Here is a 23,111-nt window from a genome sequence, read left to right on the forward strand (position 1 = left end):
GCTGTGGCGTTTGAACTTCTGGTGATTGCAGTAAGCTACTTGCTTGGTTCCATTAGCTTCAGCGTACTGCTTGTCAAGCTGCTCAAAGGAATCGACATCCGCCAGTACGGCAGCGGTAACGCGGGAGCCACCAACACTCTGCGGGTTATGGGCAAGGGGCCGGCCGTGATGGTGCTGGCGCTGGATGTGCTGAAGGGCATTGCTGCGGTCTGGCTTGGCGTATGGGCCGGCGGCTGGGGCAGCTGGATTGCGGTCGGCTGCGGAATTGCCGCTATTGTGGGCCATAACTGGCCGCTGTATTTCCATTTTCGCGGAGGAAAGGGAATCGCCACGACCATTGGCGTCATGGCTACCCTCTGCTTCTGGCCTGCGCTCATCGCCGGGATTATTGCGATTGGATCGATTGTCATTACCCGTTATGTGTCCCTCGGCTCACTGATTTTTGTGGCGCTGACACCGGTCTTTCTGCTGTTCACCGGATTTACGGCGCCGGTACTGTGGGGCAGTCTTGTCATCGCCGTCTTTGCCTTCTGGCGGCACCGCAGCAACATTGTAAAGATCAGCCAGGGCCGGGAGAATAAAATCGGCGCCAAGGCCAAGGAGGGGAAACGCGTTGTCTGATAAAGTAACCGTGCTGGTCGCGGGAAGCTGGGGAACCGCACTGGCTTCCGTGCTGGCGGCTAACCATCCGCAGGTTTATCTTTGGACACGCAAGGCAGAGCAGGCGGATGAAATCAACAATCGTCATACGAACCACCATTATTTGCCTGATATTGAGCTGCCGCACAATATCGTCGCCACGACGGATATGGAGACAGCTGTTGCAGGAAGCCGTGCTGTCCTGATTGTGGCCCCGTCCGCAGCCATGCGGGAGGTGGTCAATGCACTCAAGCCGTTTTGGCGGGAGGACATGCTGGTAGTCCATGCAACCAAAGGCTTTGAGACCGAAAGCATGAAGCGGATGTCTGAGGTCATCTCCGAAGAGCTTGGCTGCAGGGAAGAGCGCATTGTGGTGCTGTCCGGGCCAAGCCATGCCGAGGAAGTGGTGCGGCTATGCCCGACGACCGTTGTTGTGGCATCGCGCGATGATGCCTGTGCTGCCGAGGCTCAGGCGCTGTTTATCAACAATGACTTCCGGGTATACACGAACCGTGATCAGGTTGGCGTAGAGCTGGCTGGAGCACTCAAGAACATTATCGCTTTGGGCGCCGGCCTGTCTGACGGTCTCGGTTTCGGAGATAACGCCAAGGCGGCACTGCTGACCAGAGGCTTAGCCGAAATTTCCCGGGTAGGTGTGGAGCTGGGAGCGAACCCGCTGACCTTCTCCGGCCTGGCCGGCCTGGGTGACCTCGTGGTGACGGCTACCAGCCGGCATAGCCGTAACTGGCGTGCGGGTTCTCTGCTGGGCCAGGGCAAGGCATTGGATGAAGTGCTGGATTCGATGGGCATGGTAGTGGAAGGTATCCGTACGACGCAGGCCGCCCATGCCATTGCCGTGAAATTGGGCGTCCAGATGCCGATTACCGACCAGATCTACCATGTGCTCTTCAAGGGCCGTTCGCCGCGTGCAGCGGTGGAAGCCCTGATGGCGCGGGACCGCAAGACGGAGATGGAGACCATTTCCCAAGAAACGTGGGAAACCTGGCATTCCTGATCGGGTTCACCTTTTACCGGAAATCCTCATATGTTGTTAGGGGGATTGACGGAGGAGGGATGAACAGTGAGCAAAGATTTCTCCAAGGATGCGCTGAATGCCATCAATAAAAAAACGGGCAAAAATATTACCCCGGGTGCGGTCAAAAAGCTGGCCAGCACGGTCAAACCGGGCACGATGCAAAGCGAAGCCCAGCTCCGCCAGTTGATCAAGCAGGTTTCGGCCATGGCCAAAGTTCCGGTTACCGAAGCGACGGTGCAGGAAATTGTCAATGCGGTCAAAAAAGGCGGAGCCAACATGGGCACCATGGAGTCCTTGATGAAAATGATGATGAAAAAATAGTCGCCCCGTTTGCGGCGATCAGGGTAAACAGCCGGAGAATCCCAGGATCCTCCGGCTGTTTGCTTTGGAGAAGCGGCATGAAGATCGTCTAAAGGATTATTCCGGAAAGTGCTTCCTATTACAACGGGAGTTAAGCTATAATAATCGCAATTCAAGATGTAAGTTTACTACCTAACTGGAAGATTCGCCGCTTAACGCATTCTGTGGAAACGGATGTGACTCTATGGCTGGTGTGCAACTGTCTTACAGTGTGACCAATGCGCTTGGCTTGCTTGTGCAAAGTTTGGATAGGTGTAACAGTGAAGAGGTCCCGGCATGGCTGCTGGGAGGAAGCTGCGGGCAACTGCTGCAGGGAGTGGTGCTGGACAAAGGCCCGCGGGACATCGATCTCTACAGCGATCTGGCGGATGCCGGCCGGCTGCGGGCTTGTATGGCCCGCTTTGCCGCAGATGAAGAGCCCCTGGCAGATGATAGCGGAGGCTGCTTCTCGCTGCGCAGCAGATTCAGCATCGGCGGGGCGAAGGTGGAACTGGTCAGCGGTTTTACCATTGGCTGGGCACAAGGCAGCTATCCGGTCTATATCCGGCGTCTTCTGCCCTATGCCAATGCGCCTCATGTGCCTGGAATTGGAGGTGTTCCTCTGCTGCCGCTGGCCCAGGAATGGGTCTGCTGCCGGCTCAGGGGACGGCAGGAGCGTGCGCTGCGGATTGCTGAAGCGATGCGCAGAGACATTCCCGCACATCTGCCGCTGCTTTGGGTGCTGGCTGCGGACAGCGGAATGGATGAAATACTGCGCCTGGAATTTCCAGAGCTTGCGGAGTTTCCCGAACCGCCGCGTTATACTCAGGACAGCCCGGTGAATCAGGAAGGAAGTATGACATATGGCTCAGAAACACAAAGTGACAGTTACGTTTCACCCGGAGGGACGCAGAGCCTCCGTGGATAATGGAGTTACCGTACTTGAAGCTGCCCGCAGAGCAGGAGTGACTCTGCCCACCCGCTGCTCCGGAAAGGCGAGTTGCCTGATGTGCAAAGTAACGGTGGACGAGCAGGAGGCTGCACAGCTTGCACCGCCGGGAGAAGCTGAAGGGCGCAAACTAGGCAGCCTGCTGGACCAGGGCTTCCGGCTGGCCTGCCAGGCCGCTGTGAAAGGCACAGTGACGGTAAGCGTCCCCGAAGATCCGCTGAAGGCTGCGGTACGGCGCAGATTGGAGGCTGCGCGCAGCGCCGAAGAAGACCGGCTTTGGTAAGAAGCGTAAGCCGGCCGGTTCTAACCGGCTATCCCCCCTCATAGAATGGCTGAGAAGACTTTCCGGGCGCTTCTGCCTTTTTGGGCATACTTGATAGCTTTGGCACTGAAAAAATGCTGAATTCAAGGAAGCCGTAGGTCTAAATCCGTTCCGGATACATATGATGATACTAGTCCAAATGCATGTCCGAGCATTCGGGGTTTAGCGCCAGAGCATATGCTCTACCAAGGCAGCCGCTATAGGCTCCGGGCGGACAGCAGTCCGGTGGATGTCCTGTCAGGGTCAGCTTGCCGGCGGAACGCGAAGTCGATGCTCTTCAGGCATTTTTTCTTCGGGATTATATGAGGAGGGGATCTCTTTTGGAAAAAGTGGATATTTTCAAGGACATTGCCGAGCGGACCGGCGGAGACATTTATCTGGGCGTCGTCGGCGCGGTTCGCACGGGGAAATCAACATTTATTAAGCGCTTCATGGAGACGATTGTGCTGCCGAGCATCACCAGCGAAGCGGACCGCGTCAGAGCGGTAGATGAACTCCCGCAAAGTGCGGCGGGCAAGACCATTATGACCACCGAACCGAAATTCGTACCGAACAATGCGGTGCAAATCAAGGTGGCGGAAGGGCTGGAAGTGAATGTCCGGCTCGTGGATTGTGTGGGGTATGCGGTAGAAGGAGCCAAAGGCTATGAGGATGAGAACGGTCCGCGGATGATCTCGACCCCCTGGTTCGAAGAGCCGATTCCGTTCCAGGAAGCGGCGGAGATCGGCACACGGAAGGTCATTCAGGAGCATTCCACCCTGGGCGTTGTCGTCACAACGGACGGCACCATCGCCGAAATTCCGCGCAGCTCGTATATTGACTCCGAGGAACGGGTGGTCGCCGAACTGAAGGAGGTCGGAAAGCCCTTCGTTCTGGTTATTAACTCCACCCGCCCGCGCAGCGAGGAAGCACAGCATCTGCGCAGTGAGCTTGCAGCTAAATACGACATCCCTGTAATGACACTCAGTGCGGCAAATATGACTGAAGAAGATGTGACTGGCGTGCTGCGCGAAGTGCTCTATGAATTCCCGGTGCATGAAGTCAATGTCAATCTTCCGAGCTGGGTTATGGTACTCGGCGAGAACCACTGGCTGCGCAGCAGCTATGAGAATTCCGTCCGGGATACCGTTAAGGATATCCGGCGTTTGCGAGATGTAGACCGCCTGGTCGCCCAGTTTACGGAATACGATTTTATCGATAGAGCCGGTCTCAGCGGGATGAACATGGGCCAGGGTGTGGCGGAAATCGATCTGTTTGCGCCCGAAGAGCTGTACGATCAGGTTCTGATGGAAGTGGTGGGCGTAGAGATCCGCGGCAAAGATCATCTGCTGCAGCTGATGCAGGATTTCGCCCATGCCAAACGGGAGTACGACCGCTTCTCGGAAGCGCTGGAAATGGTGAAGACGACCGGCTATGGCATCGCCGCGCCGTCGCTGGCTGAAATGGCGCTGGATGAACCGGAGCTGATCCGCCAGGGTACCCGCTTCGGGGTCCGCCTGAAAGCAACCGCACCGTCCATTCATATGATCCGCGTCGATGTGGAGTCGGAATTCTCCCCGATCATCGGCACAGAGAAGCAGAGTGAAGAGCTGGTGCGTTATCTGATGCAGGATTTCGAGAACGATCCGATCAAGATATGGGAATCCGATATTTTCGGCCGCTCGCTGCATTCTATTGTCCGCGAAGGTATCCAGGGCAAGATTGCCATGATGCCGGACAATGCCCGCTACAAGCTGCAGGAAACGCTGGGGCGGATTATCAACGAGGGCTCCGGCGGACTGATTGCGATCATCCTATAAATAAAAATAACGATCCACCCATATTTAATGGGTGGATCCTAAAGCGCGAGAGAGCGGATAAATATCCACTCTCTCTTTTTCTTGGAGTTTAATAGCTCCTTTTTTGGACAATACTAGGTGATAGTTTCAGGCGGTTTTTCCGTTTCAGGTAATACTTTATACTTGTTTTTTGCGTAACGCCTTGAAATTATGGGTGGGCTGTATTACTATAAGTTTGTTGCGCTTCAAGGAAGAGTAGCGCTGAAAGCTAGTAATAACGGGATTATCACGTATATTTTGCGTTGAAACGGAAACAGTGTATGATACCGGAACATTACCCAGGAGGTGAAAGACATGAACAAATCTGATTTGATCAACGTGGTCACCGAAGCAACCGAACTTTCCAAGAAGGATGCTACCAAAGCGGTTGACGCCGTTTTTGAAGCCATTTCGAACGCTCTGCAGAGCGGAGATAAAGTACAGCTGGTTGGATTCGGAAACTTTGAAGTGCGCGAACGCTCCGCACGTAAAGGCCGCAACCCGCAGACCGGTGAAGAAATCGAAATTCCTTCCAGCAAGGTGCCAGCCTTCAAACCGGGCAAAGCGCTGAAAGACGGAATTAAATAATGATTTCTACATATCGCGAATTCGCGTAAAGACAATGCCGCCTTTTAAGGCGGCATTTGTTTTTGCAGGACTGCGGCAATTTCGTTATGCTAGAGTTAATTACCCTTTAACATAAGGAGGATTCAGATGACGGAGAAGAATAACAGCGGCGTCCCTGCTCCGACGGGAGGCGATTACATTGTAGTAAAAGCCAAGGAGAACGGTGTTCAGGTGATCGGTTTGACCCGGGGACTCGACACACGGTTCCACCACACGGAGAAGCTGGACAAGGGCGAGGTGCTTATCGCCCAGTTCACGGACCATACTTCTGCCATGAAGATCCGCGGCAAAGCGGAAATCTGGAGCAAGCACGGACAACTGGAGAGCGAAAGCTGAAAGCAGGCATAGCCTGCTTTTTTAACCAATATAATTAGGCATAGCCGACTGCGTGCTTTCGTATCACTGCCGGAGCGGCAGAAACGCTGGGATAGGGGGGCGGAGCATGAAGATCGGCTCACTCATTGGAATCGCATTGCTGGCAGGTGCAGTTTCTGCGGTATTGCTCCCGCAAATGGCGGAGCTGGAAGCCGCGCAGCACCGTGAGGCCGGGGGACTGGAGACTACCTTCGCGGGCAGGATGAATCTCAATGACGATAATCTCGTGGACGTCCTTGCTGCGCTCCCTCTTACGCTGCCGGTAGACAGTGCAGCTTGGAACGGGCGCGTGCTGTCCCTGGACCTGAAGGTTACCGGCAATGACCATGAGCCCAGGGAACTGTACGGGAATATGGCCGAGGCAATCACATTCGCCTTTCAGGAGACGGGAAATGTTGGCCAATTGCTGCTGCGGGTCATTGCCGAGGATAAATGGCTGGGCAGCCGCCGGCTGCTGCTGGCCGGAGACATCCGCCGCGGCGAATGGTCCTCAAGGCTCACGGAGGAGCTGCGTCAGGCCGGCAACCACCCGCTCCCTGACACGCTGAAGACCGGCCTCCGCATCAGTGAAAGTGAACTCTGGAATCAGCAGTTCATTCATCCCTGATCCGGGTAATGATTCAGAAGGGGCTGTCCGTGCGTGAGCAATAAACATGTGCTATAATAGACAAGATTGTGAGCAAAGGCATAGTCATAACGTCAATGGGCTTCGGAGGCTGAAATGAAACCGTACCGCATACCGCAAATCGCTAAACCTTACACAGACTACGACATGATCCAGCGGCATACGGAATTGCCGCCTTTCGCGGATGGACGTGGTCATTTGTTATATATATTTTTGAATCACAGCAGACCGGAAGGGACTGCTGACGGGGAATTGTATGCGCTGGTGACCGGGCTGGTCCAGCTGGGACTCGATACCCATGAAACCATCGACCGCTCTCCGGAAGGCAGCGGAGAATCGTCAATGCGTTCCCGCCAGTTAAAAGTGCTCGCCGGCGATTATTTCAGCAGCTGGTTTTACCACTTGCTTGCCCGCCGCGGCCGGATTGAAATGGTAAGCATTCTCAGCGCGGCCATTGCTGATCTGAATGTGATGAAATCGGGTGTTTACGGCAAAATGAAGGGGATGCTGCTCTCCGCCGAACAATATTTGCGGCACACGGTACAGCTCAATATGCGGCTGTTTCTTTCTTTTACACCGATGATTGAAGAGCCGCTGAAAGATCTTTGGGAGAAGCTGCTCGCAGAGTTCGCCCACTGTGAGACTGTCTGCAGCGAGTTGCGCCGCAGCACCGATCCCGCCAGTGCCCATGAAGGCTACTGCTACTGGAAGCTGATGGAGAGCGTCTCCGAGGAGGAACGCCGCCAGCTCAGCGAGCAGAGCCTGGATCCGAAGGACTGGAAGAAATTGAAGCTTAAATATAAATGTGACTATCTGCTGACGGACAAGCTGCACAGTTCCATTGCGGCCATTCAAAATCTTCTGCAGGGCGTAAAAGATGAGCAGTTGATGTCGGAGCTGCGTACCGCGCTTGACCGCTTTCTTCAGCAGTTGAAAATTTCCGGACAAGCCGCAGTGGAGGGATAAGGCATGACAACGGACAAAACTTCCGCCTACACAGAGACGGGCGTCAAACCGAAGGAACAATTTGTGCATTCCGTATTTGAAAGCATCGCCGGCAAATATGATCTGATGAACGATATCCTCAGCTTCCGCAGGCATAAGGCGTGGCGCAAGTTTACGATGCGGAAGATGGCGATGAAACGCGGTGATACGGCGGTGGATCTGTGCTGCGGTACCTGTGACTGGAGCATTGCCTTAGCCGAAGCCAGCCAGACCGGCAGTGTCATGGGGCTCGACTTCAGCGCCGGCATGCTGGAGGTGGGCCGGCGCAAGGTGGAAGAGCGGGGGCTGTCAGAGCGTATCTCCCTGGTGCAGGGCAACGCGATGGAACTGCCTTTCGGCGATAATTCCTTCGACTATGCCACCATCGGCTTCGGGCTGCGCAATGTGCCGGACCCCGTCCGCGTGCTGAACGAAATGAAGCGGGTGGTAAAGCCCGGCGGGATGGTGGTATGCCTGGAACTGTCGAAACCGATGCGGCAGCCGTTCAAGGGCATCTATTATTTTTATTTCCGCAGAATGCTGCCGATGCTCGGCAAGCTGTTCGCCCAAAGGTACGAGCAATACAAATGGCTTCCCGAGTCGCTGGCCATGTTCCCGGACAGAGAACAACTGGCTGCGATATTCCGTGAGACTGGACTGAAGCAAGTGGAGGCCTACCCCTTGACCGGAGGCATCGCGGCATTACATATTGGGTTCAAGGAGAGCTGTAATGTTTAAAAAAGTCGGGATTTTTCTGCAAATGATCAAGTTTGAGCATACAGTGTTTGCTTTGCCGTTTGCTTTTATGGGAGCGGTGCTGGGTTCGGTGGTTATGTCGGGAGAGCTTCCAAGCTGGGCGCAAATCGGCTGGATTATTATGGCGATGTTCGGCGCGCGCAGCGCGGCTATGGGCCTTAACCGGCTGATTGACCGGGTCAGCGATGCCAAGAATCCGCGTACGGCCGGCCGGGCGATTCCGGCAGGGCTGCTCAAGGTCGGCGAAGTCATTATCTTTATTGCTGTTTCATTCTTTCTGTTGTTCTGGGCGGCGTTCAATCTGAATCCCCTGTCGGCCAAGCTGCTGCCGATCGCCGTTTTCCTATTGGTCTTTTACTCCTTTACCAAGCGCTTTACCTGGGCCTGCCATCTGATTCTCGGTCTGACCATCGCACTGGCGCCGCTGGGCGGCTGGGTTGCCGTTACCGGCAATGTGGACTGGACCGCCATGGTGTTTTATTTTACCATCGTGTTCTGGACTGCAGGCTTCGATGTGATCTACTCCTGCCAGGATGTCGAGTTTGACGTCAAGGAAGGGCTCCATTCCATTCCGGCACGCTTTGGGGTGCCGCGCGCGCTGCTCATCGCCAAGGTATTTCACCTGTTAACGGGCATCGGCTTTATTTCACTGCTGTTCATGACCGACCTGAGCTGGTGGTATGTGGCCGGTATGATCATCGCTTATATCATTCTTTTTTATGAGCATCATATTGTTTCGCCAAGCGACCTGAGCCGTTTGCAGACCGCTTTTTTTACCATGAACGGAGTGCTCAGCATTGTGGTATTCTCGTTTACCCTGATTGATCTGGTGGTGCAATTCTACAAATGACGACGGCAGGCAAACAGAAATTTGTGGTCGGCATCACCGGGGCAAGCGGCGCTATTTATGGCATCCGGTTAACGGAGACGCTTCTTGCCCTGGGGCATACGGTTCATTTGGTCGTCAGCCAGGCGGGCTGGCGTGTGTTCAAGGAAGAGCTGGGTTATGCCGTCACTGACCGGGAAGGCTTCTTGAACGAGCAGTTCAAGGGCTATCCCGGTTCTCTGCTTTATCACCCTGTTCAGGATATCGGGGCTTCCATTGCCAGCGGCTCCTTTCGGACGGCGGGGATGATTATCATGCCTTGCTCCATGGGCACACTGTCTGCTATAGCGCATGGCTCTTCGGATAATCTGATGACACGGGCCGCCGATGTGATGCTGAAGGAAGGGCGGCCGCTGGTGCTGGTGCCGCGCGAGACGCCGCTGCATGCCATCCACCTGGAGAACATGCTGAAGCTGTCGAGGCTCGGCGTGAAGCTGATCCCGGCTATGCCGGCGTTCTATCAAGGCCCGACAACCATGGACGATCTGGTCAATTTCATGGTAGGCAAGGTCCTGGACAGTCTGAATATTGAACATCAACTATTTCGCAGATGGGGGGAATAAGATGCAGCATACAGAGCCAACCGTTATCGGCAAAATCAGTTACACAAACTCCTGGCCGGTCTTTCACCATTTCCGCCCCGCTGAGCTTGACATTCCCGCAGCCATGGTCAGTGAAGTACCGGCAGTGCTGAACCGGGGGATGGCGGAAGGCACGATTCACATCGGTGCCCTTTCGTCCTTCGCCTATGCGGCGTCAAGCGACAAACTGCTCTTGCTGCCGGATTTATCCGTCAGTGCCGACGGCAGGGTGAACTCCATCCTGCTGTTCTCCAGGGTACCTGTTGAGAGCATCGGCGGCAGCCGGATTGCGGTGACGAACACCTCGGCGACTTCGGTCAATCTGCTCAAGATTATTATGGAGAAAGCCTTCGGCGCCAAACCCGAATATATCAGCGCCGATCCCGATCTGGACGACATGATGGAGCAAGCGGACGCCTGCCTGCTGATCGGAGATCACGCCATCCGCGCCTCCTGGCTGGAGCATGGTTATATCGTAACTGACCTGGGCCAGCTCTGGAAGGAGTGGACCGGCAGCAGTATGACCTTTGCCGTCTGGGCGGTGAACCGGGAAGCGGCCAATGAGCGGCCGGGTGAGCTTGCATTCATCGCCAAAGCGCTGATCCGCAGCAAGGAACGCGGGGTAGCCGAGCTTGCGCCCATTGTCCGTGCAGCTTGTTCGGAAGTAGGCGGTACAGCCGCTTACTGGGAGGACTACTTCCGCAATTTATGTTACGAATTTGGGGAAAGGCAGCAGGAGGGCCTCAGTCTCTATTTCCGCTATGCCTATGAACTTGGTCTGCTGCCGCGGGAAGTCAAGCTGGAGCTTTGGGAAAGTAATCTGCTGACACGGGTGAACGAATGAAACGAATGCAAATGTTCGGGCTACTGAGCAAGGATATGGACCGGATTGAACAAGATTTGTACCGCAGCGTGGAAGGCGGGGATGGTCTGCTGACCGAGACCTCGCTGCATCTGCTTAAGGCCGGCGGGAAGCGTCTGCGCCCGGTGTTCGTGCTGATGGGCGGCAAATTCGGACAATATGACCTGGAGAAGCTGAAGCGGGTGGCGATTCCGCTCGAGCTGATCCACAGCGCTTCGCTGGTGCATGACGATGTTATCGACGACGCTGAGCTGCGGCGGGGCGAGCCGACCGTCAAGGCCAAATGGGATGACAAAATCGCCATGTATACCGGGGATTATATTTATGCCAAGGCGCTGGTGATGATTGCCGAGCTGGAGAATCCGCGTATTCACCAGATTCTGTCCAAGGCGATGGTGGAGATGTCGATCGGCGAAATGGAGCAGATCCGCGATTTCTTCAATACGGATCAGAGTGTGCGACATTATCTGCGGCGCATCCGCCGTAAGACGGCGCTGCTGATCGCCATCAGCTGCCAGCTCGGCGCGCTTGCAGCCGATGCGGAAGCAGAGACGGCGCGGCTGCTGTACAATTACGGGTATAACGTGGGGATGGCGTTCCAGATCCGCGACGACCTGCTGGACCTGTCCGGCACGGAGAAGCAGATCGGCAAGCCTCCGGGCAGCGATATGCGGCAGGGGAACATTACCCTGCCGGTGATTTACTCGCTGGAGGATGAGCGTCTGCGCCGCCGGCTGCTGGAAGAGCTAGCGCTTGTCCGCGACGGGGCAAGCGGAGGCGCACGGGCCATCGAATTAATTCTCTCCGGCGACGGCATCGCCCGGGCGGAAGCGCTGTCCGCCCGGTATATCGACAAAGCGCTGCATGCGCTGGAGCAGCTGCCGCAGAACCGGATGAAGCGCAATTTGCGCGAGATCGCTTTTTTTGTAACCGGCCGGGCTTATTAATATAGGGAATTCTTCAAGGTTACGCGTTCACAGGCGGCCAGGTTTCTGGTAAGATCAGAAAATAATCATCCTGAATCAGGGAAAGTGGAGTGTGACGAATGGAAAAAACGTATCTGATGATCAAGCCTGACGGTGTTCAGCGCGGATTGATCGGGCGTATTGTCGCCCGCCTCGAGGACAAAGGATTTAAGCTGGTCGGCGCCAAGCTGATTCAGGTAACCGAGGAACAAGCCAAGAAGCATTATGCCGAGCATGAAGGTAAAAATTTCTTTCCGGAGCTGGTCGGTTTCATAACTTCCGGTCCAGTGTTCGCTATGGTTTGGGAAGGCGATGACGTCGTTGCGCTTACGCGGCTTCTCATCGGTAAGACCAAGGTGGGAGAAGCCCTGCCGGGCACGATCCGCGGCGACTTTGCCAGTCACACACCGCTTAATCTGATCCACGGCTCGGATTCGCCGGAAAGCGCGGAACGCGAAATTGCCAACTTCTTCGCTCCAGATGAATTGTGCCAATACAACAAAGACATCGCAGCCTGGATGTAAGTCCACGGCGGGAAGCAGGGGGATTTATGGCTGATCGTGAACCGATTGCAGCACCGGACCCGGATTATGCCGGGTTTATACACAATATCAAACAGAGCACCGGCATTGACCTGGCGCAGTACAAGGAAGCGCAGATGAAGCGGCGGCTTACCACGCTGCGTATGAAGAACGGGTATCATTCCTTTACTGAGTTTTATGCGGCGATGATGAAGGACAAAGCGCTCTTCTATGAGTTTCTTGACCGGATGACCATCAATGTCTCGGAATTCTGGCGCAACCCGAACCGCTGGGAAGTGCTGCGCGACACCATCCTGCCGGAGCTGACGAAGAGCGGCCGCCGGCTGAAGCTGTGGAGCGCCGCCTGCTCTACAGGAGAAGAGCCGTACACGCTGGCGATGATTCTCGCGGACAAGAACCTGCTGGCCCAGACCGGTATTCTCGCAACCGATATTGATGACGGGGCGCTGGCCAAAGCGAAGCAGGGGCTTTATCTGGAGCGTTCGCTCAAGGATGTGCCGAAGGATGTCGCCGCCCGTTATTTTGCTCCGGAGGGACCGGTGTTCAAAGTCAGCGAATCACTGAAGAAGAACATTGATTTCCGCAAGCAGAACCTGCTGCTTGACAAGTTCGACGAAGGCTTCGACCTCATCATTTGCCGCAATGTTATGATCTATTTTACCGAAGAAGCCAAGAACAAGCTTTACCACAAGTTCTCTGCGAGCCTGCGCCCGGGAGGATATCTGTTCGTAGGCAGCACGGAGCAGATATTTACCCCGGCGCAATACGGCTTCGAATCGACGGAGACTTTCTTTTACCGGAAGAAATAAACCGGGCCTCCCGGCGGGCTGCCGCCCGGATGCGTATACTTTTCTGCCGTTACAGCGATAATGGGAATAGAACAAGTATGTCATCCATGCGAAAGGTTGTTATTTCCGATGGACAAAAGCAAGGTCATTACCGCATACCGGCGCGGTTTTGTTACCTTCCGCGAATGCGTGCAGATTCTAGGCATCGGTGAGCCGGAGCTGAGAAGCCTGCTTGAGCTTGCGGAGTGCAAGGCCAGCGATGAGGCGCGGAGCGCACGATCTGGCAGCTGAATGCGGAAGCACTGTGAGGCAACCCGGCAGTGCCGCCTTACTCGAAAGAGTCTGGGCGGCGCTGCTTTTTATTTTAAGCGGATAAACTGCTCGGAATAGGCCCTTTCTTGTCAAAAGACGGCTCCCTATACTATAATGAGCAAAGAGTTTTACATTTTAGCGGTTTACAGTTTGAAAGTGTGAAGGGGGAACGCAGCATGAGTTTACGCTATTTGACGGCGGGGGAAACGCACGGCCCCCAGCTTACAGCTATTATTGAAGGATTGCCCAGCAATCTGACCCTTGATTTCGAAGCGCTTAATTTTCAATTGCAGCGCCGGCAGAAGGGCTACGGCCGCGGCCGCCGGATGCAGATCGAGAAAGATACAGCCCAGATCGTCGGCGGAGTCCGCCACGGCTATACCACAGGTGCTCCTGTAGCCCTGGTGGTTGAGAATAACGACTGGACGCACTGGAGAAATATTATGAACATCGAGCCGGTTCCGGGCAGCGACGAGGAACGCAGACGGGTCAACCGCCCGCGGCCGGGTCATGCCGATCTGAACGGCGGGCTGAAATACAATCTGACGGATCTGCGTAATGTGCTGGAACGCTCCAGCGCCCGTGAAACGGCTGCGCGAGTGGCTGTAGGCGCGGTAGCCCGGCAGCTGCTCGCAGCATTCGGCGTCAAGATTGCGGGCCAGGTGATCCGGATCGGGGAGATTGAAGCTCCGGCCAATGATCTGCCGCTCGACGAATTGATTAAGCTTACGGAAGAATCCTCCGTGCGCGTGGTGGATAAAGAGACCGAGCGCCAGATGGAAGCTTACATAGACAAGATCAAGGAGGAAGGCGACTCCATCGGCGGCATTGTGGAATGTATCGTGGAAGGACTGCCGATCGGCCTTGGCAGCCATGTGCAATCGGATCGCAAGCTGGATGGAGCCATCGCCGGTGCGGTCATGTCGATCAACGCCTTCAAGGGTGTGGAGATCGGTATCGGCTTTGAAGCCGGCAGGCTGCGCGGCTCGCAGGTTCACGATGAGATTATGTATGATGCGCCCCGCGGATACTACCGGGCCAGCAACCGCCTGGGCGGCTTCGAAGGCGGCATGACCAACGGAATGCCGGTCGTCGTACGCGGCGTCATGAAGCCGATTCCTACGCTGTACAAACCGCTGCAAAGCGTTGATATCGATACGAAGGAACCGTTTACCGCACAGGTGGAGCGCTCCGACGCCTGCGCCGTTCCGGCAGCCTGTGTCGTGCTGGAGAATGTGGTCGCCTGGGAGATCGCCAAGGCATTCCTCGACAAATTCGGCGGTGATTCCATGGACGAGATCAGGGCCAATTACAATAACTACCTGGCCCAGTTGGAGAGCTACTAATGACGCGCAGCATTACAGTGGAGCTGGGAGAGCGCTCTTATCCGATTCTGATCGGCAGTGGGCTGCTGCAGCAGATCGGCGGGCTGTGCCGCGAAGTGGGTTATCCGCAGCGCAGCCCGCTGCTGGTCGTCAGCGACAGTGAGGTGGCGCCGCTGTATTTGGCGGCCGTGGAAGCTTCGCTTACGGCGGCAGGGTATACCGTCGTCAGCCATGTATTTCCTTCCGGCGAAGCCTCCAAATCGCTCACCGTCTATGAAGAAGTGATGACTACCGCCATTCAGGGCGGCCTGGACCGCCGCTCGGCGGTACTGGCTCTCGGCGGCGGTGTCGTGGGCGATCTGGCCGGCTTCGTGGCGGCTACCTATATGCGCGGGATTGGTTTTGTACAGATTCCGACCACGATTCTGGCCCATGACAGCAGTGTGGGCGGCAAGGTTGCGGTGAACCATCCGCTGGCCAAGAATATGGTCGGTGCGTTCTACCAGCCGTCGCTGGTGCTGTATGATCTTGATACGCTGCAGTCGCTTCCGCCGCGCCAGGTGGCTTCGGGCCTTGCCGAGGTTGTGAAGCACGGTCTGATCCTGGACCGGGAATTTGCCTACTGGTGCCTGGAGCATGCTGCAGAATTGCTGGCACTGCAGCCTGAAGCGCTGGGCTATGCGCTGGAGCGCGGTTGCGCCATCAAGGCGGCCGTGGTAGCGGGCGATGAGCGGGAGCATGGCCAGCGGGCCATCCTGAACTTAGGGCATACGATCGGACATGCCATTGAAGCGGTCGGCGGCTATGGCGCATTTCTGCACGGAGAGGCGATTGCCATCGGGATGGCGGGCTCAGCGCTTTTGGCTGCCAGACTCGGACGGGACCAGGCAATCTACACGGACACCGTCGCCATGCTGACTGCGCTGGGGCTGCCGGTAAGGCTGCCCGTGGAGTATACCGAAGAAGCGCTTATGGAAGCGATGATGCATGACAAGAAGTTCAAGGAAGGCCAAATGACCTTTATTGTACCGGATTCCATCGGTGCCGTCAGCATTGTTGACGATATAAGGCAGGAGGATGTGCGGGGAGTTATCGCACAGCTCCAGAAGGAGGGAAGCCCATGGTAACCCGGGGGATTCGCGGTGCAACAACCGTTGTGAACAATGAGGAACAGGAGATTTTGCGGGAAACCGTCGAGCTGCTGCGGGAACTGGTAAAGCGCAATGAGCTTGTAGCTGAAGATATCTGCAGCGTGTGGATAACACTCACGACCGATCTGGATGCAGCATTTCCTGCACGGGCGATCCGTGAACTCGAAGGCTGGGAGCTGGTGCCGCTGATGTGCGCCATCGAGGTTCCGGTTAAAGGCAGCCTGCCGCGCTGCATCCGTCTGATGATTCATGTCAACACGGAGAAATCACAGAAGGACATCCGCCATGTCTATATGAACGAAGCCCAGAAGCTGCGACCCGATCTGTCGCAGACCTGAAACAATATTGCTGTAAGAGGGTTGCCAATTACCGCAAGGATCATGTATAGTGAACTTAGCCGAGGAAGTATGAGTTTAGTTAGTTGAGATGAGTATAGCTGAGAAGAAGAGTGCAGAAGAGCAGTTTGAACAACAGGTTTATTTGGCCTATTTTAGCTGAGATATATGGGTTGAAGCAGTGCATTGTATTTGTGCTACCCTTCTATCTGCTGCTGGAGTATCGTGCCGGTGAACGGCTGTGTTTGCCTGTCTGCGCCGGAATCACACATACTTATGAAACCAACCACCTCTACTCCGGTAGAGGTTTTTTTGTTTTATATTCCAGATTGAAATGATAAAAGGAGGTTTCCGTATGACGTACCCGAGTGTCGATGCAGTGATTGCCCTGTCGCGGGAATATAATCTGATTCCGGTCACCACACGTCTGCTTGCCGATATGGAGACGCCGATCCGGCTGTTTCAGCGGTTTGCAGGGCAGAAGCGTGCTTTCCTGCTGGAGAGTGTGGAGGGCGGGATTCAGTGGGCGCGGTATTCTTTTATCGGCAGCGATCCCTTCCTGATGATTTCCGGTAAAAAGGGCGTTATCCACGTGGAAATTGGCGGCGAGAAAAAACAGCTGTCCGGCAAGCCGGTCGAGGAGCTGAAAGCACTGCTCAGGGGCTACCGCAGCCCCAAGCTGGACGATATGCCGCCGTTCACAGGCGGGGCCATCGGATTCTTCGGTTACGATCTGCTGCAGTACTACGAGAAGCTCTCCGCGCATGCGGTGGATGATCTGCAGATGGATGATATCCGCTTCATGTTCTGCGACCGCATCATTGTCTTTGATCACGTGAAGCAGCAGATTCTGCTGGTCGGCAACCTGCACATTAAGGACGGCGATACCGATTCCGATATCCGTGCCGGGTACGAGGCGCTTAGCCGGAAGCTGGAGGTGCTGGCCGAAGAGCTGCAGAAGGACGGTCCGCAGGAGAACGTGAACCGGCGCAGCATCCCCCGGGATATTGAGCTGGGTGAAATCCATTCCAACCTGACCAAGGAGCAGTTTATCGGCAATGTGGAGCGGGCGAAGGAGTATATCCGGGCGGGGGATATTTTTCAGGTGGTGCTGTCCCAGCGGCTGCATATCAATACGGAGGTGTCCCCGCTGCATGTGTACCGGATGCTGCGTACGCTGAACCCTTCACCTTATATGTATTATCTGAAAATGGACGAAGAGATCATTGTCGGAACGTCGCCCGAAGCACTGGTCAAGGTAGACGGCGGCCGGGTGAAGACCCGCCCGATTGCCGGAACGCGGCCGCGCGGCGAGAACGAGGCGGAGGACAGAGCGCTGGCAGAGGAGCTGCTGGCGGATGAGAAGGAGCGCGCGGAGCATCTGATGCTGGTCGATCTCGGACGCAACGATCTGGGCAGGGTGTCAGAGTTCGGCACCGTCAAATGTGACACGTTCATGGAGATTGAGAAATATTCGCATGTGATGCATATGGTTTCCAACGTCTCTGGGACGCTGGCTGAGAACAAGGATTTCTTCGATGCCTTCCTCTCCTGCCTGCCTGCCGGCACCGTCTCCGGTGCGCCGAAGCTGCGGGCGATGGAGATTATTTCGGAGCTGGAACGGGAAGCGCGGGGCGCTTACGCCGGGGCCATCGGTTACCTCGGGTTCTCCGGCAATATGGACTCCTGCATCACGATCCGGACGATCATCTTCCGCAAAGGCCGGGCCTACGTGCAGGCGGGTGCGGGGATCGTCTGGGATTCCGTACCGGAGAAGGAGTATGAAGAGACGCTGAACAAAGCCAAGGGGATGCTGAAGGCGATCCGGATGGCAGAAGCGATGTTTCCGGCGGAAGAGAAGCCCGCCCAATCGCCTAATCAGGATTACATGTATGAGTATACGCCTTAAACCGTATAGAGTGCGGGGCTGTTCCTTTAATGAGTGCGAGCCGTGCTACGTTAGTTGGATAATTGCAACTTAATACGTGCCTATATCAGCTTGAGCGGAGTTTAAGTGGAAAATGGCACACTAATTTCTGGGCAAAAGCGCAACAGAGGCGTTGTAGCCGAAATTCAGCAAAAATAGTTCGACGATTTCCACTTAATCTGCAGAAAAGCTTGAATCTGCTCCGATTAGTGGGACGAAATCCAACTAGAACTGTTGCAGCGAAGATGAGCAGAGCAGAGAATGCTCCATAAAACTAAGCGAATGCTTCCGAAGCCAGTTTTATTACGAAGATGAGCAGAGCAGAGAATGCTCCATAAAACTAAGCGAATGCTTCCGAAGCCAGTTTTATTGCGAAGATGAGCAGAGCAGAGAATGCTCCATAAAACTTTTAGGAGGAAAAAGACTATGGATGCAAGCCAGTTGATTCAATCGGGAATAGCCGGATTAATTGAGGGGAGAGATTTGAGCCGCAGCGAAGCCCGAGGGATTATGGGGCTCATTATGGAGGGGGCGGCTTCGGCGGCGCAGATCGGCGCGCTGCTGACGGCGCTGCGGATCAAAGGGGAGACGGTCGAGGAGATTACCGGCTTCGCCGAAGCGATGCGCGGCTTTGGTACACAAGTACGCACGGAGAGCAGCAAGCTGCTGGATACCTGCGGCACCGGCGGCTCAGGCATTCATAAATTCAATATTTCCACGGCGTCGGCCATCATTTCCTCGGCGGCTGCCGTGCGTGTGGCGAAGCACGGCAACCGTTCGGCCTCCGGCCGGGCGGGCAGTGCCGATGTGCTGGAGGCGCTGGGCGTCAATATCCACCTGAACGCGGAGCAGGCGCGGCAATGCCTCGACAGCATCGGAATCTGCTTCCTCTTCGCGCAAATTTACCATCCGTCCATGAAGTATGCCGCGGCACCGCGTAAGGAGCTGGGTGTAAGGACGATATTTAATATGTTGGGGCCGCTGACCAATCCCGCCGGTGCGGACCGTCAGGTGATGGGCCTGTATGACCGCTCCAAGACGAAAACTATCGCAGCCGTGCTGAAGGAACTGGGCACCAAGCGGGCGATGATCGTCAGCAGTCTGGACGGACTGGACGAAATCAGTATTTCCGCTCCGACCCAGGTATCGGAATTAAAAGACGGCGCAGTCGTCACCTATGAGATTACTCCGGAGGCGCTCGGCTTGAGCCGATACCCGCTGCATGAGGTACTGGGCGGCGATGCGGCGGAGAATGCAGCGATTATCAGAGGGGTGTTTGAAGGCCGGATCAGCCCGTACCGGGACATCGTGCTGGCGAATGCGGGGGCATGCATTTATGTTGCCGGCCTGGCCGAAACGCTGGCTGAGGGTGTGGAGAAGGCGAGAGCAACTGTAGATTCCGGCGCGGCCCTCGGCAAGCTGGAGCAATTGAAATCCATGACGAAGGAGCTTGAATATGTATCTTGACCGGATAGTCGCCACAAAGCGTAAGGAAGTGGAAGCATTAAGCTCAGTCTTCAGCCTGGCCGAAGCCGGGCGGCAGATAGCCGGACTGCCGCAGACGCGGGGTTTCCGGGCTGCCTTGACGGAGCGGCGGAACCGCGAAATGGGTCTGATCGCCGAAGTGAAGAAAGCTTCGCCTTCAAAAGGTCTGATCCGGCCCGATTTCGATCCGGTCGCCATCGCCAGAGGCTATGAGGCTGCCGGAGCGGACTGCCTGTCCGTTCTGACGGACAGCGAGTATTTTCAGGGCAGCGGACGGTATTTACAGGAGGTGCGCCAGGCGGTGGCGCTGCCGCTGCTGCGCAAGGATTTTATTATTGATGAGCTTCAAATCTATGAGGCCCGGCTCCTTGGCGCGGATGCAATCCTGTTGATTGCGGCCATTCTGCAGCCTAAGCAGCTGGCCGGATTTACAGACCTTGCTGCAGCCCTGGGGCTGGACATTCTGATCGAAGTGCATGACCGCAGTGAACTGGCGGCGGTGCTGGATACCGGGAAGGCGGAGCATCCCGGAGCGCTGCTGGGCATCAACAACCGTAATTTGCATACGTTTGAGACATCCCTGGCTACAACGGCAGAGCTTGCGGCGCTTGTGCCGGCAGGCGTCCCTGTAATCAGCGAGAGCGGCATTGCCGGACCGGAGGATGTGGAGCTGCTCCGCAAATCCGGAGCGGCAGGCATCCTGGTCGGTGAATATCTGATGCGCAAGCCGGATGTGGAGCAGGCCGTCCATCAGCTGCTCGGTCCGCTGCCGGCAGGAAAGGACCGTGCCTGATATGGCTGAGACGCTGATAAAAATCTGTGGACTTCACAGCGTTGAAGTGCTAAAATCGATGCAGCGAATACCGCTCGATTATGTAGGTTTTGTGTTTGCGGAAAGCCGCCGCAAAGTCACCCCCCAGCAGGCTGCCGAGATGATCGCCGAGCTTGCGAACTGGGAGACCGGAAAGACTCCGGGCGCAGCAGGGGTATTTGTAAACCCGGCAGCAGCGGAACTAAGGGAGCTGCTTCAGGTAGCCCCGCTCGACGTGATCCAGCTTCACGGCGGGGAGAGCCCGGAATTTTGCCGGGAGCTCAAGCGTTCTTTTCCGGGAGTACAGGTGTGGAAGGCACTGTCCGTGTCCGGCAGCGGAGAACCCGCAGCGGAGGCAGTTGCCGGCTTTGCTGGTGCAGTGGATGCTCTATTGCTGGATACTTATGACCCGAAGGGCAGCGGGGGTTCCGGCAAGACCTTTGACTGGAGCATCATTCCCGCTTACCGGCAGGCGGCGGCCCGTTACGGGCTGCCTTTATTTATAGCCGGCGGCCTGCATGCGGATAATGTGGGCGAGCTGCTGGAGCAATATGCTCCTGACGGGGTCGATGTCTCCAGCGGCGTGGAGACCGGCGGAATCAAGGATACGGCCAAGATGACAGCATTTGTGGAAAGGGTGAAGCAATCATGATACAAGTACCTGACGTTAACGGGCGGTTCGGTTCTTTCGGCGGCCGCTTCGTACCCGAAACATTGATGAACGCGCTGCTCGAGCTGGAGGAGGCTTACCGCCATTATTCCGCGGACGAAGAGTTCCAGCAGGAGATCAATTATTTACTGAAGCAGTATTCCGGCCGTGAGACGCCGCTTTATTACGCGGAACGGCTCAGCAAACACCTGGGTGAAGCGAAGATCTACCTCAAACGCGAGGATCTGAACCATACCGGAGCACACAAAATCAACAATGCCATCGGCCAGGCTGTGCTGGCTAAGCGCATGGGCAAGACCAAGGTCATCGCCGAGACAGGGGCGGGCCAGCATGGCGTAGCCACTGCTACAGTGGCGGCGCTGCTCGGGATGGAGTGTAAGGTTTTTATGGGAGAAGAGGATACCCGCCGCCAGGCGCTGAATGTGTTCCGCATGAAGCTGCTGGGTGCCGAGGTGGTTCCGGTCACTTCGGGGTCCCGCACGCTGAAGGATGCCGGTAACGAAGCACTCCGTTACTGGGTCAGCCATGTAGAGGACACGTTCTATGTACTGGGCTCTGTAGTCGGGCCGCACCCCTATCCGATGATGGTGCGTAATTTCCAGCGGGTGATCGGGGATGAGACCCGCCGCCAGATTCTGGAGGCCGAGGGCCGGCTCCCGGACGTGCTGGTAGCGGCGGTGGGCGGCGGCAGCAATGCCATCGGCATGTTCTATCCGTTCGTCGAGGACAGCGGAGTGGCGATGATCGGCGTTGAAGCTGCCGGCAAAGGCATTGATACCCCGTTCCATGCGGCGACGATGACGAGAGGCACCAAGGGCGTCTTCCAAGGCTCGCTCAGCTATTTGCTGCAGGACGAGTACGGCCAGGTCCAGGAAGCCCATTCGATATCGGCCGGGCTTGACTACCCGGGCGTCGGTCCGGAGCATTCCTACCTCAAGGATATTGAGCGGGCGCAGTATGTGCCGATTACGGATGCCGAAGCGCTGGATGCCCTCAAGCTGCTCAGTGTGACGGAAGGCATTATTCCTGCACTGGAATCGGCGCATGCCGTAGCCCAGGTCGTGAAGCTGGCACCCACACTGACCAAAGATCATGTAGTTGTCATTTGTCTTTCAGGGCGCGGAGATAAAGATGTTGAATCCATCCTGGCATATACGGAAGGAGCGGGGAAGTGATGACAACCGAAACAATCAACCGCCTGGACGCCACCTTCAGGCAGCTGAAAGCGGAAGGACGGGCAGCGCTGATCCCCTTCCTGACTGTAGGCGATCCTGATCAGGAGACCACCCTGGCCATTATTGCCGAACTGGAGGCCGCCGGGGCCGATGTCCTGGAGCTGGGGGTCCCCTATTCTGACCCGCTTGCCGACGGACCGGTAATCCAGCGCGCTTCGGAGCGGGCGCTTCGCGGGCGCATGAACCTGCGCTCTTGTATGGAGACCGCGCTGAAGGCCCGCCAGGCCGGCAGCAAGCTGCCGTTTATTCTGTTCACCTACTATAATCCGGTGCTGCAGATGGGACTTGATGCCTTCTTCGCCGAACTCGCCGCCCACGAGATCAGCGGGCTGATCATCCCCGACCTTCCTGTGGAAGAGTCGGAGGAGCTGCGCCGGCGCAGCCGTGAAGCCCGCATCGCCCTGGTTCCGCTGGTCGCCCCGACATCGCATGAGCGGATAGAGCGGATCGTCAAGGATGCCAGCGGCTTTATCTACTGCGTGTCATCGCTCGGCGTTACCGGCGAGCGTTCTTCTTTCTACGACGGCATCGACGATTTTATCGCATCCGTCCGCCGGTCTACAGAGCTTCCAGTTGCCGTAGGGTTCGGAATATCCAGCAAAGAGCAGGTCGCCCGGTTTGCCGGAATTTGCGATGGAGTGGTTGTAGGCAGTGCTATCGTCCGTAAGGTAGAGGATGTCATTCCCCTGCTGGAACAGCCGGAGACCCGTGCAGCAGGACTGTTGCAAATTCGTGAATTTGTGGCACAATTAAGACCATAATGGTCT

27 protein-coding genes are annotated in these 23,111 nt (G+C 56.2%); all 27 read left to right on the forward strand.

The window, feature by feature from the left end; translation table 11 throughout:
• The first annotated feature begins 3 nt into the window (after nucleotides 1–3).
• Nucleotides 4–621, forward strand: coding sequence for a glycerol-3-phosphate 1-O-acyltransferase PlsY (gene plsY / locus F1381_RS08850; RefSeq protein ID WP_151734462.1), 618 nt, complete (start codon nucleotides 4–6; stop codon nucleotides 619–621).
• Nucleotides 614–1,654 carry an NAD(P)H-dependent glycerol-3-phosphate dehydrogenase gene (locus F1381_RS08855; RefSeq protein ID WP_151734463.1) on the forward strand — a complete coding sequence of 347 codons (1,041 nt, stop codon included), beginning with the start codon at nucleotides 614–616 and terminating at the stop codon, nucleotides 1,652–1,654. The genes plsY and F1381_RS08855 overlap by 8 nt, the downstream gene beginning before the upstream one ends.
• Before the next feature lie 66 nt (nucleotides 1,655–1,720).
• Nucleotides 1,721–1,996, forward strand: coding sequence for a stage VI sporulation protein F (locus tag F1381_RS08860; RefSeq protein ID WP_151734464.1), 276 nt, complete (start codon nucleotides 1,721–1,723; stop codon nucleotides 1,994–1,996).
• 223 nt (nucleotides 1,997–2,219) lie between these two features.
• A complete protein-coding gene (locus F1381_RS08865) occupies nucleotides 2,220–2,942 on the forward strand; it encodes a hypothetical protein (RefSeq protein ID WP_151734465.1) in 723 nt (240 codons plus the stop codon).
• Entirely contained in the window at nucleotides 2,878–3,246 is a 369-nt protein-coding gene (locus F1381_RS08870; RefSeq protein ID WP_151734466.1) for a 2Fe-2S iron-sulfur cluster-binding protein, read from the forward strand. The genes F1381_RS08865 and F1381_RS08870 overlap by 65 nt, the downstream gene beginning before the upstream one ends.
• Before the next feature lie 359 nt (nucleotides 3,247–3,605).
• Nucleotides 3,606–5,084: a stage IV sporulation protein A gene (gene spoIVA / locus F1381_RS08875; protein WP_151734467.1), complete on the forward strand. Its 1,479-nt coding sequence runs from the start codon at nucleotides 3,606–3,608 to the stop codon at nucleotides 5,082–5,084.
• A 333-nt stretch (nucleotides 5,085–5,417) separates the two neighbouring features.
• Nucleotides 5,418–5,690: an HU family DNA-binding protein gene (locus F1381_RS08880; protein WP_151734468.1), complete on the forward strand. Its 273-nt coding sequence runs from the start codon at nucleotides 5,418–5,420 to the stop codon at nucleotides 5,688–5,690.
• A gap of 126 nt (nucleotides 5,691–5,816) precedes the next feature.
• Nucleotides 5,817–6,065, forward strand: coding sequence for a trp RNA-binding attenuation protein MtrB (gene mtrB, locus F1381_RS08885; protein WP_151734469.1), 249 nt, complete (start codon nucleotides 5,817–5,819; stop codon nucleotides 6,063–6,065).
• A 106-nt stretch (nucleotides 6,066–6,171) separates the two neighbouring features.
• The gene (locus F1381_RS08890) at nucleotides 6,172–6,711 is read left to right on the forward strand and encodes a hypothetical protein (protein ID WP_151734470.1); all 540 of its coding nucleotides are present in this window, start codon (nucleotides 6,172–6,174) and stop codon (nucleotides 6,709–6,711) included.
• Between the two features lie 165 nt (nucleotides 6,712–6,876).
• Nucleotides 6,877–7,695, forward strand: a complete 819-nt coding sequence (locus tag F1381_RS08895; RefSeq protein WP_246187973.1) for a heptaprenyl diphosphate synthase component 1 — start codon at nucleotides 6,877–6,879, stop codon at nucleotides 7,693–7,695.
• A gap of 3 nt (nucleotides 7,696–7,698) precedes the next feature.
• Complete coding sequence (locus tag F1381_RS08900; protein ID WP_151734472.1) at nucleotides 7,699–8,451, forward strand: demethylmenaquinone methyltransferase; 753 nt, start codon at nucleotides 7,699–7,701, stop codon at nucleotides 8,449–8,451.
• Nucleotides 8,444–9,319 carry a UbiA-like polyprenyltransferase gene (locus F1381_RS08905; RefSeq protein WP_151734473.1) on the forward strand — a complete coding sequence of 292 codons (876 nt, stop codon included), beginning with the start codon at nucleotides 8,444–8,446 and terminating at the stop codon, nucleotides 9,317–9,319. Before F1381_RS08900 ends, F1381_RS08905 begins: the two co-directional genes overlap by 8 nt.
• Nucleotides 9,316–9,918: a UbiX family flavin prenyltransferase gene (locus tag F1381_RS08910; RefSeq protein WP_151734474.1), complete on the forward strand. Its 603-nt coding sequence runs from the start codon at nucleotides 9,316–9,318 to the stop codon at nucleotides 9,916–9,918. Before F1381_RS08905 ends, F1381_RS08910 begins: the two co-directional genes overlap by 4 nt.
• A gap of 1 nt (nucleotide 9,919) precedes the next feature.
• Nucleotides 9,920–10,780 carry a menaquinone biosynthetic enzyme MqnA/MqnD family protein gene (locus F1381_RS08915; protein ID WP_151734475.1) on the forward strand — a complete coding sequence of 287 codons (861 nt, stop codon included), beginning with the start codon at nucleotides 9,920–9,922 and terminating at the stop codon, nucleotides 10,778–10,780.
• Nucleotides 10,777–11,745 carry a polyprenyl synthetase family protein gene (locus tag F1381_RS08920; RefSeq protein ID WP_151734476.1) on the forward strand — a complete coding sequence of 323 codons (969 nt, stop codon included), beginning with the start codon at nucleotides 10,777–10,779 and terminating at the stop codon, nucleotides 11,743–11,745. Before F1381_RS08915 ends, F1381_RS08920 begins: the two co-directional genes overlap by 4 nt.
• Before the next feature lie 98 nt (nucleotides 11,746–11,843).
• The gene (ndk, locus tag F1381_RS08925; protein ID WP_151734477.1) at nucleotides 11,844–12,287 is read left to right on the forward strand and encodes a nucleoside-diphosphate kinase; all 444 of its coding nucleotides are present in this window, start codon (nucleotides 11,844–11,846) and stop codon (nucleotides 12,285–12,287) included.
• A gap of 26 nt (nucleotides 12,288–12,313) precedes the next feature.
• Nucleotides 12,314–13,114 (forward strand): CheR family methyltransferase, encoded by an 801-nt coding sequence (locus F1381_RS08930; protein WP_151734478.1) that lies wholly within the window; start codon nucleotides 12,314–12,316, stop codon nucleotides 13,112–13,114.
• A gap of 108 nt (nucleotides 13,115–13,222) precedes the next feature.
• On the forward strand, nucleotides 13,223–13,384 hold the full coding sequence (locus F1381_RS28175; RefSeq protein WP_187355260.1) for a hypothetical protein: 162 nt from the start codon (nucleotides 13,223–13,225) through the stop codon (nucleotides 13,382–13,384).
• Between the two features lie 197 nt (nucleotides 13,385–13,581).
• A complete protein-coding gene (aroC, locus tag F1381_RS08935; protein ID WP_151734479.1) occupies nucleotides 13,582–14,751 on the forward strand; it encodes a chorismate synthase in 1,170 nt (389 codons plus the stop codon).
• Nucleotides 14,751–15,857 carry a 3-dehydroquinate synthase gene (gene aroB, locus F1381_RS08940; protein ID WP_151734480.1) on the forward strand — a complete coding sequence of 369 codons (1,107 nt, stop codon included), beginning with the start codon at nucleotides 14,751–14,753 and terminating at the stop codon, nucleotides 15,855–15,857. The genes aroC and aroB overlap by 1 nt, the downstream gene beginning before the upstream one ends.
• On the forward strand, nucleotides 15,851–16,219 hold the full coding sequence (gene aroH, locus F1381_RS08945) for a chorismate mutase (RefSeq protein ID WP_151734481.1): 369 nt from the start codon (nucleotides 15,851–15,853) through the stop codon (nucleotides 16,217–16,219). Before aroB ends, aroH begins: the two co-directional genes overlap by 7 nt.
• Before the next feature lie 352 nt (nucleotides 16,220–16,571).
• A complete protein-coding gene (trpE, locus tag F1381_RS08950) occupies nucleotides 16,572–18,125 on the forward strand; it encodes an anthranilate synthase component I (protein ID WP_151734482.1) in 1,554 nt (517 codons plus the stop codon).
• Between the two features lie 444 nt (nucleotides 18,126–18,569).
• The gene (gene trpD / locus F1381_RS08955) at nucleotides 18,570–19,610 is read left to right on the forward strand and encodes an anthranilate phosphoribosyltransferase (protein WP_151734483.1); all 1,041 of its coding nucleotides are present in this window, start codon (nucleotides 18,570–18,572) and stop codon (nucleotides 19,608–19,610) included.
• Nucleotides 19,600–20,421 (forward strand): indole-3-glycerol phosphate synthase TrpC, encoded by an 822-nt coding sequence (gene trpC, locus F1381_RS08960; RefSeq protein ID WP_151734484.1) that lies wholly within the window; start codon nucleotides 19,600–19,602, stop codon nucleotides 20,419–20,421. Before trpD ends, trpC begins: the two co-directional genes overlap by 11 nt.
• 1 nt (nucleotide 20,422) lies before the next feature.
• Entirely contained in the window at nucleotides 20,423–21,091 is a 669-nt protein-coding gene (locus F1381_RS08965; protein WP_151734485.1) for a phosphoribosylanthranilate isomerase, read from the forward strand.
• Entirely contained in the window at nucleotides 21,088–22,284 is a 1,197-nt protein-coding gene (gene trpB, locus F1381_RS08970; protein WP_151734486.1) for a tryptophan synthase subunit beta, read from the forward strand. The genes F1381_RS08965 and trpB overlap by 4 nt, the downstream gene beginning before the upstream one ends.
• On the forward strand, nucleotides 22,284–23,105 hold the full coding sequence (gene trpA / locus F1381_RS08975) for a tryptophan synthase subunit alpha (RefSeq protein WP_425495258.1): 822 nt from the start codon (nucleotides 22,284–22,286) through the stop codon (nucleotides 23,103–23,105). The genes trpB and trpA overlap by 1 nt, the downstream gene beginning before the upstream one ends.
• The last annotated feature ends 6 nt before the right edge of the window (nucleotides 23,106–23,111 follow it).

The organism is Paenibacillus tengchongensis (assembly GCF_008973665.1).
Classification (GTDB): domain Bacteria; phylum Bacillota; class Bacilli; order Paenibacillales; family Paenibacillaceae; genus Paenibacillus_AQ; species Paenibacillus_AQ tengchongensis.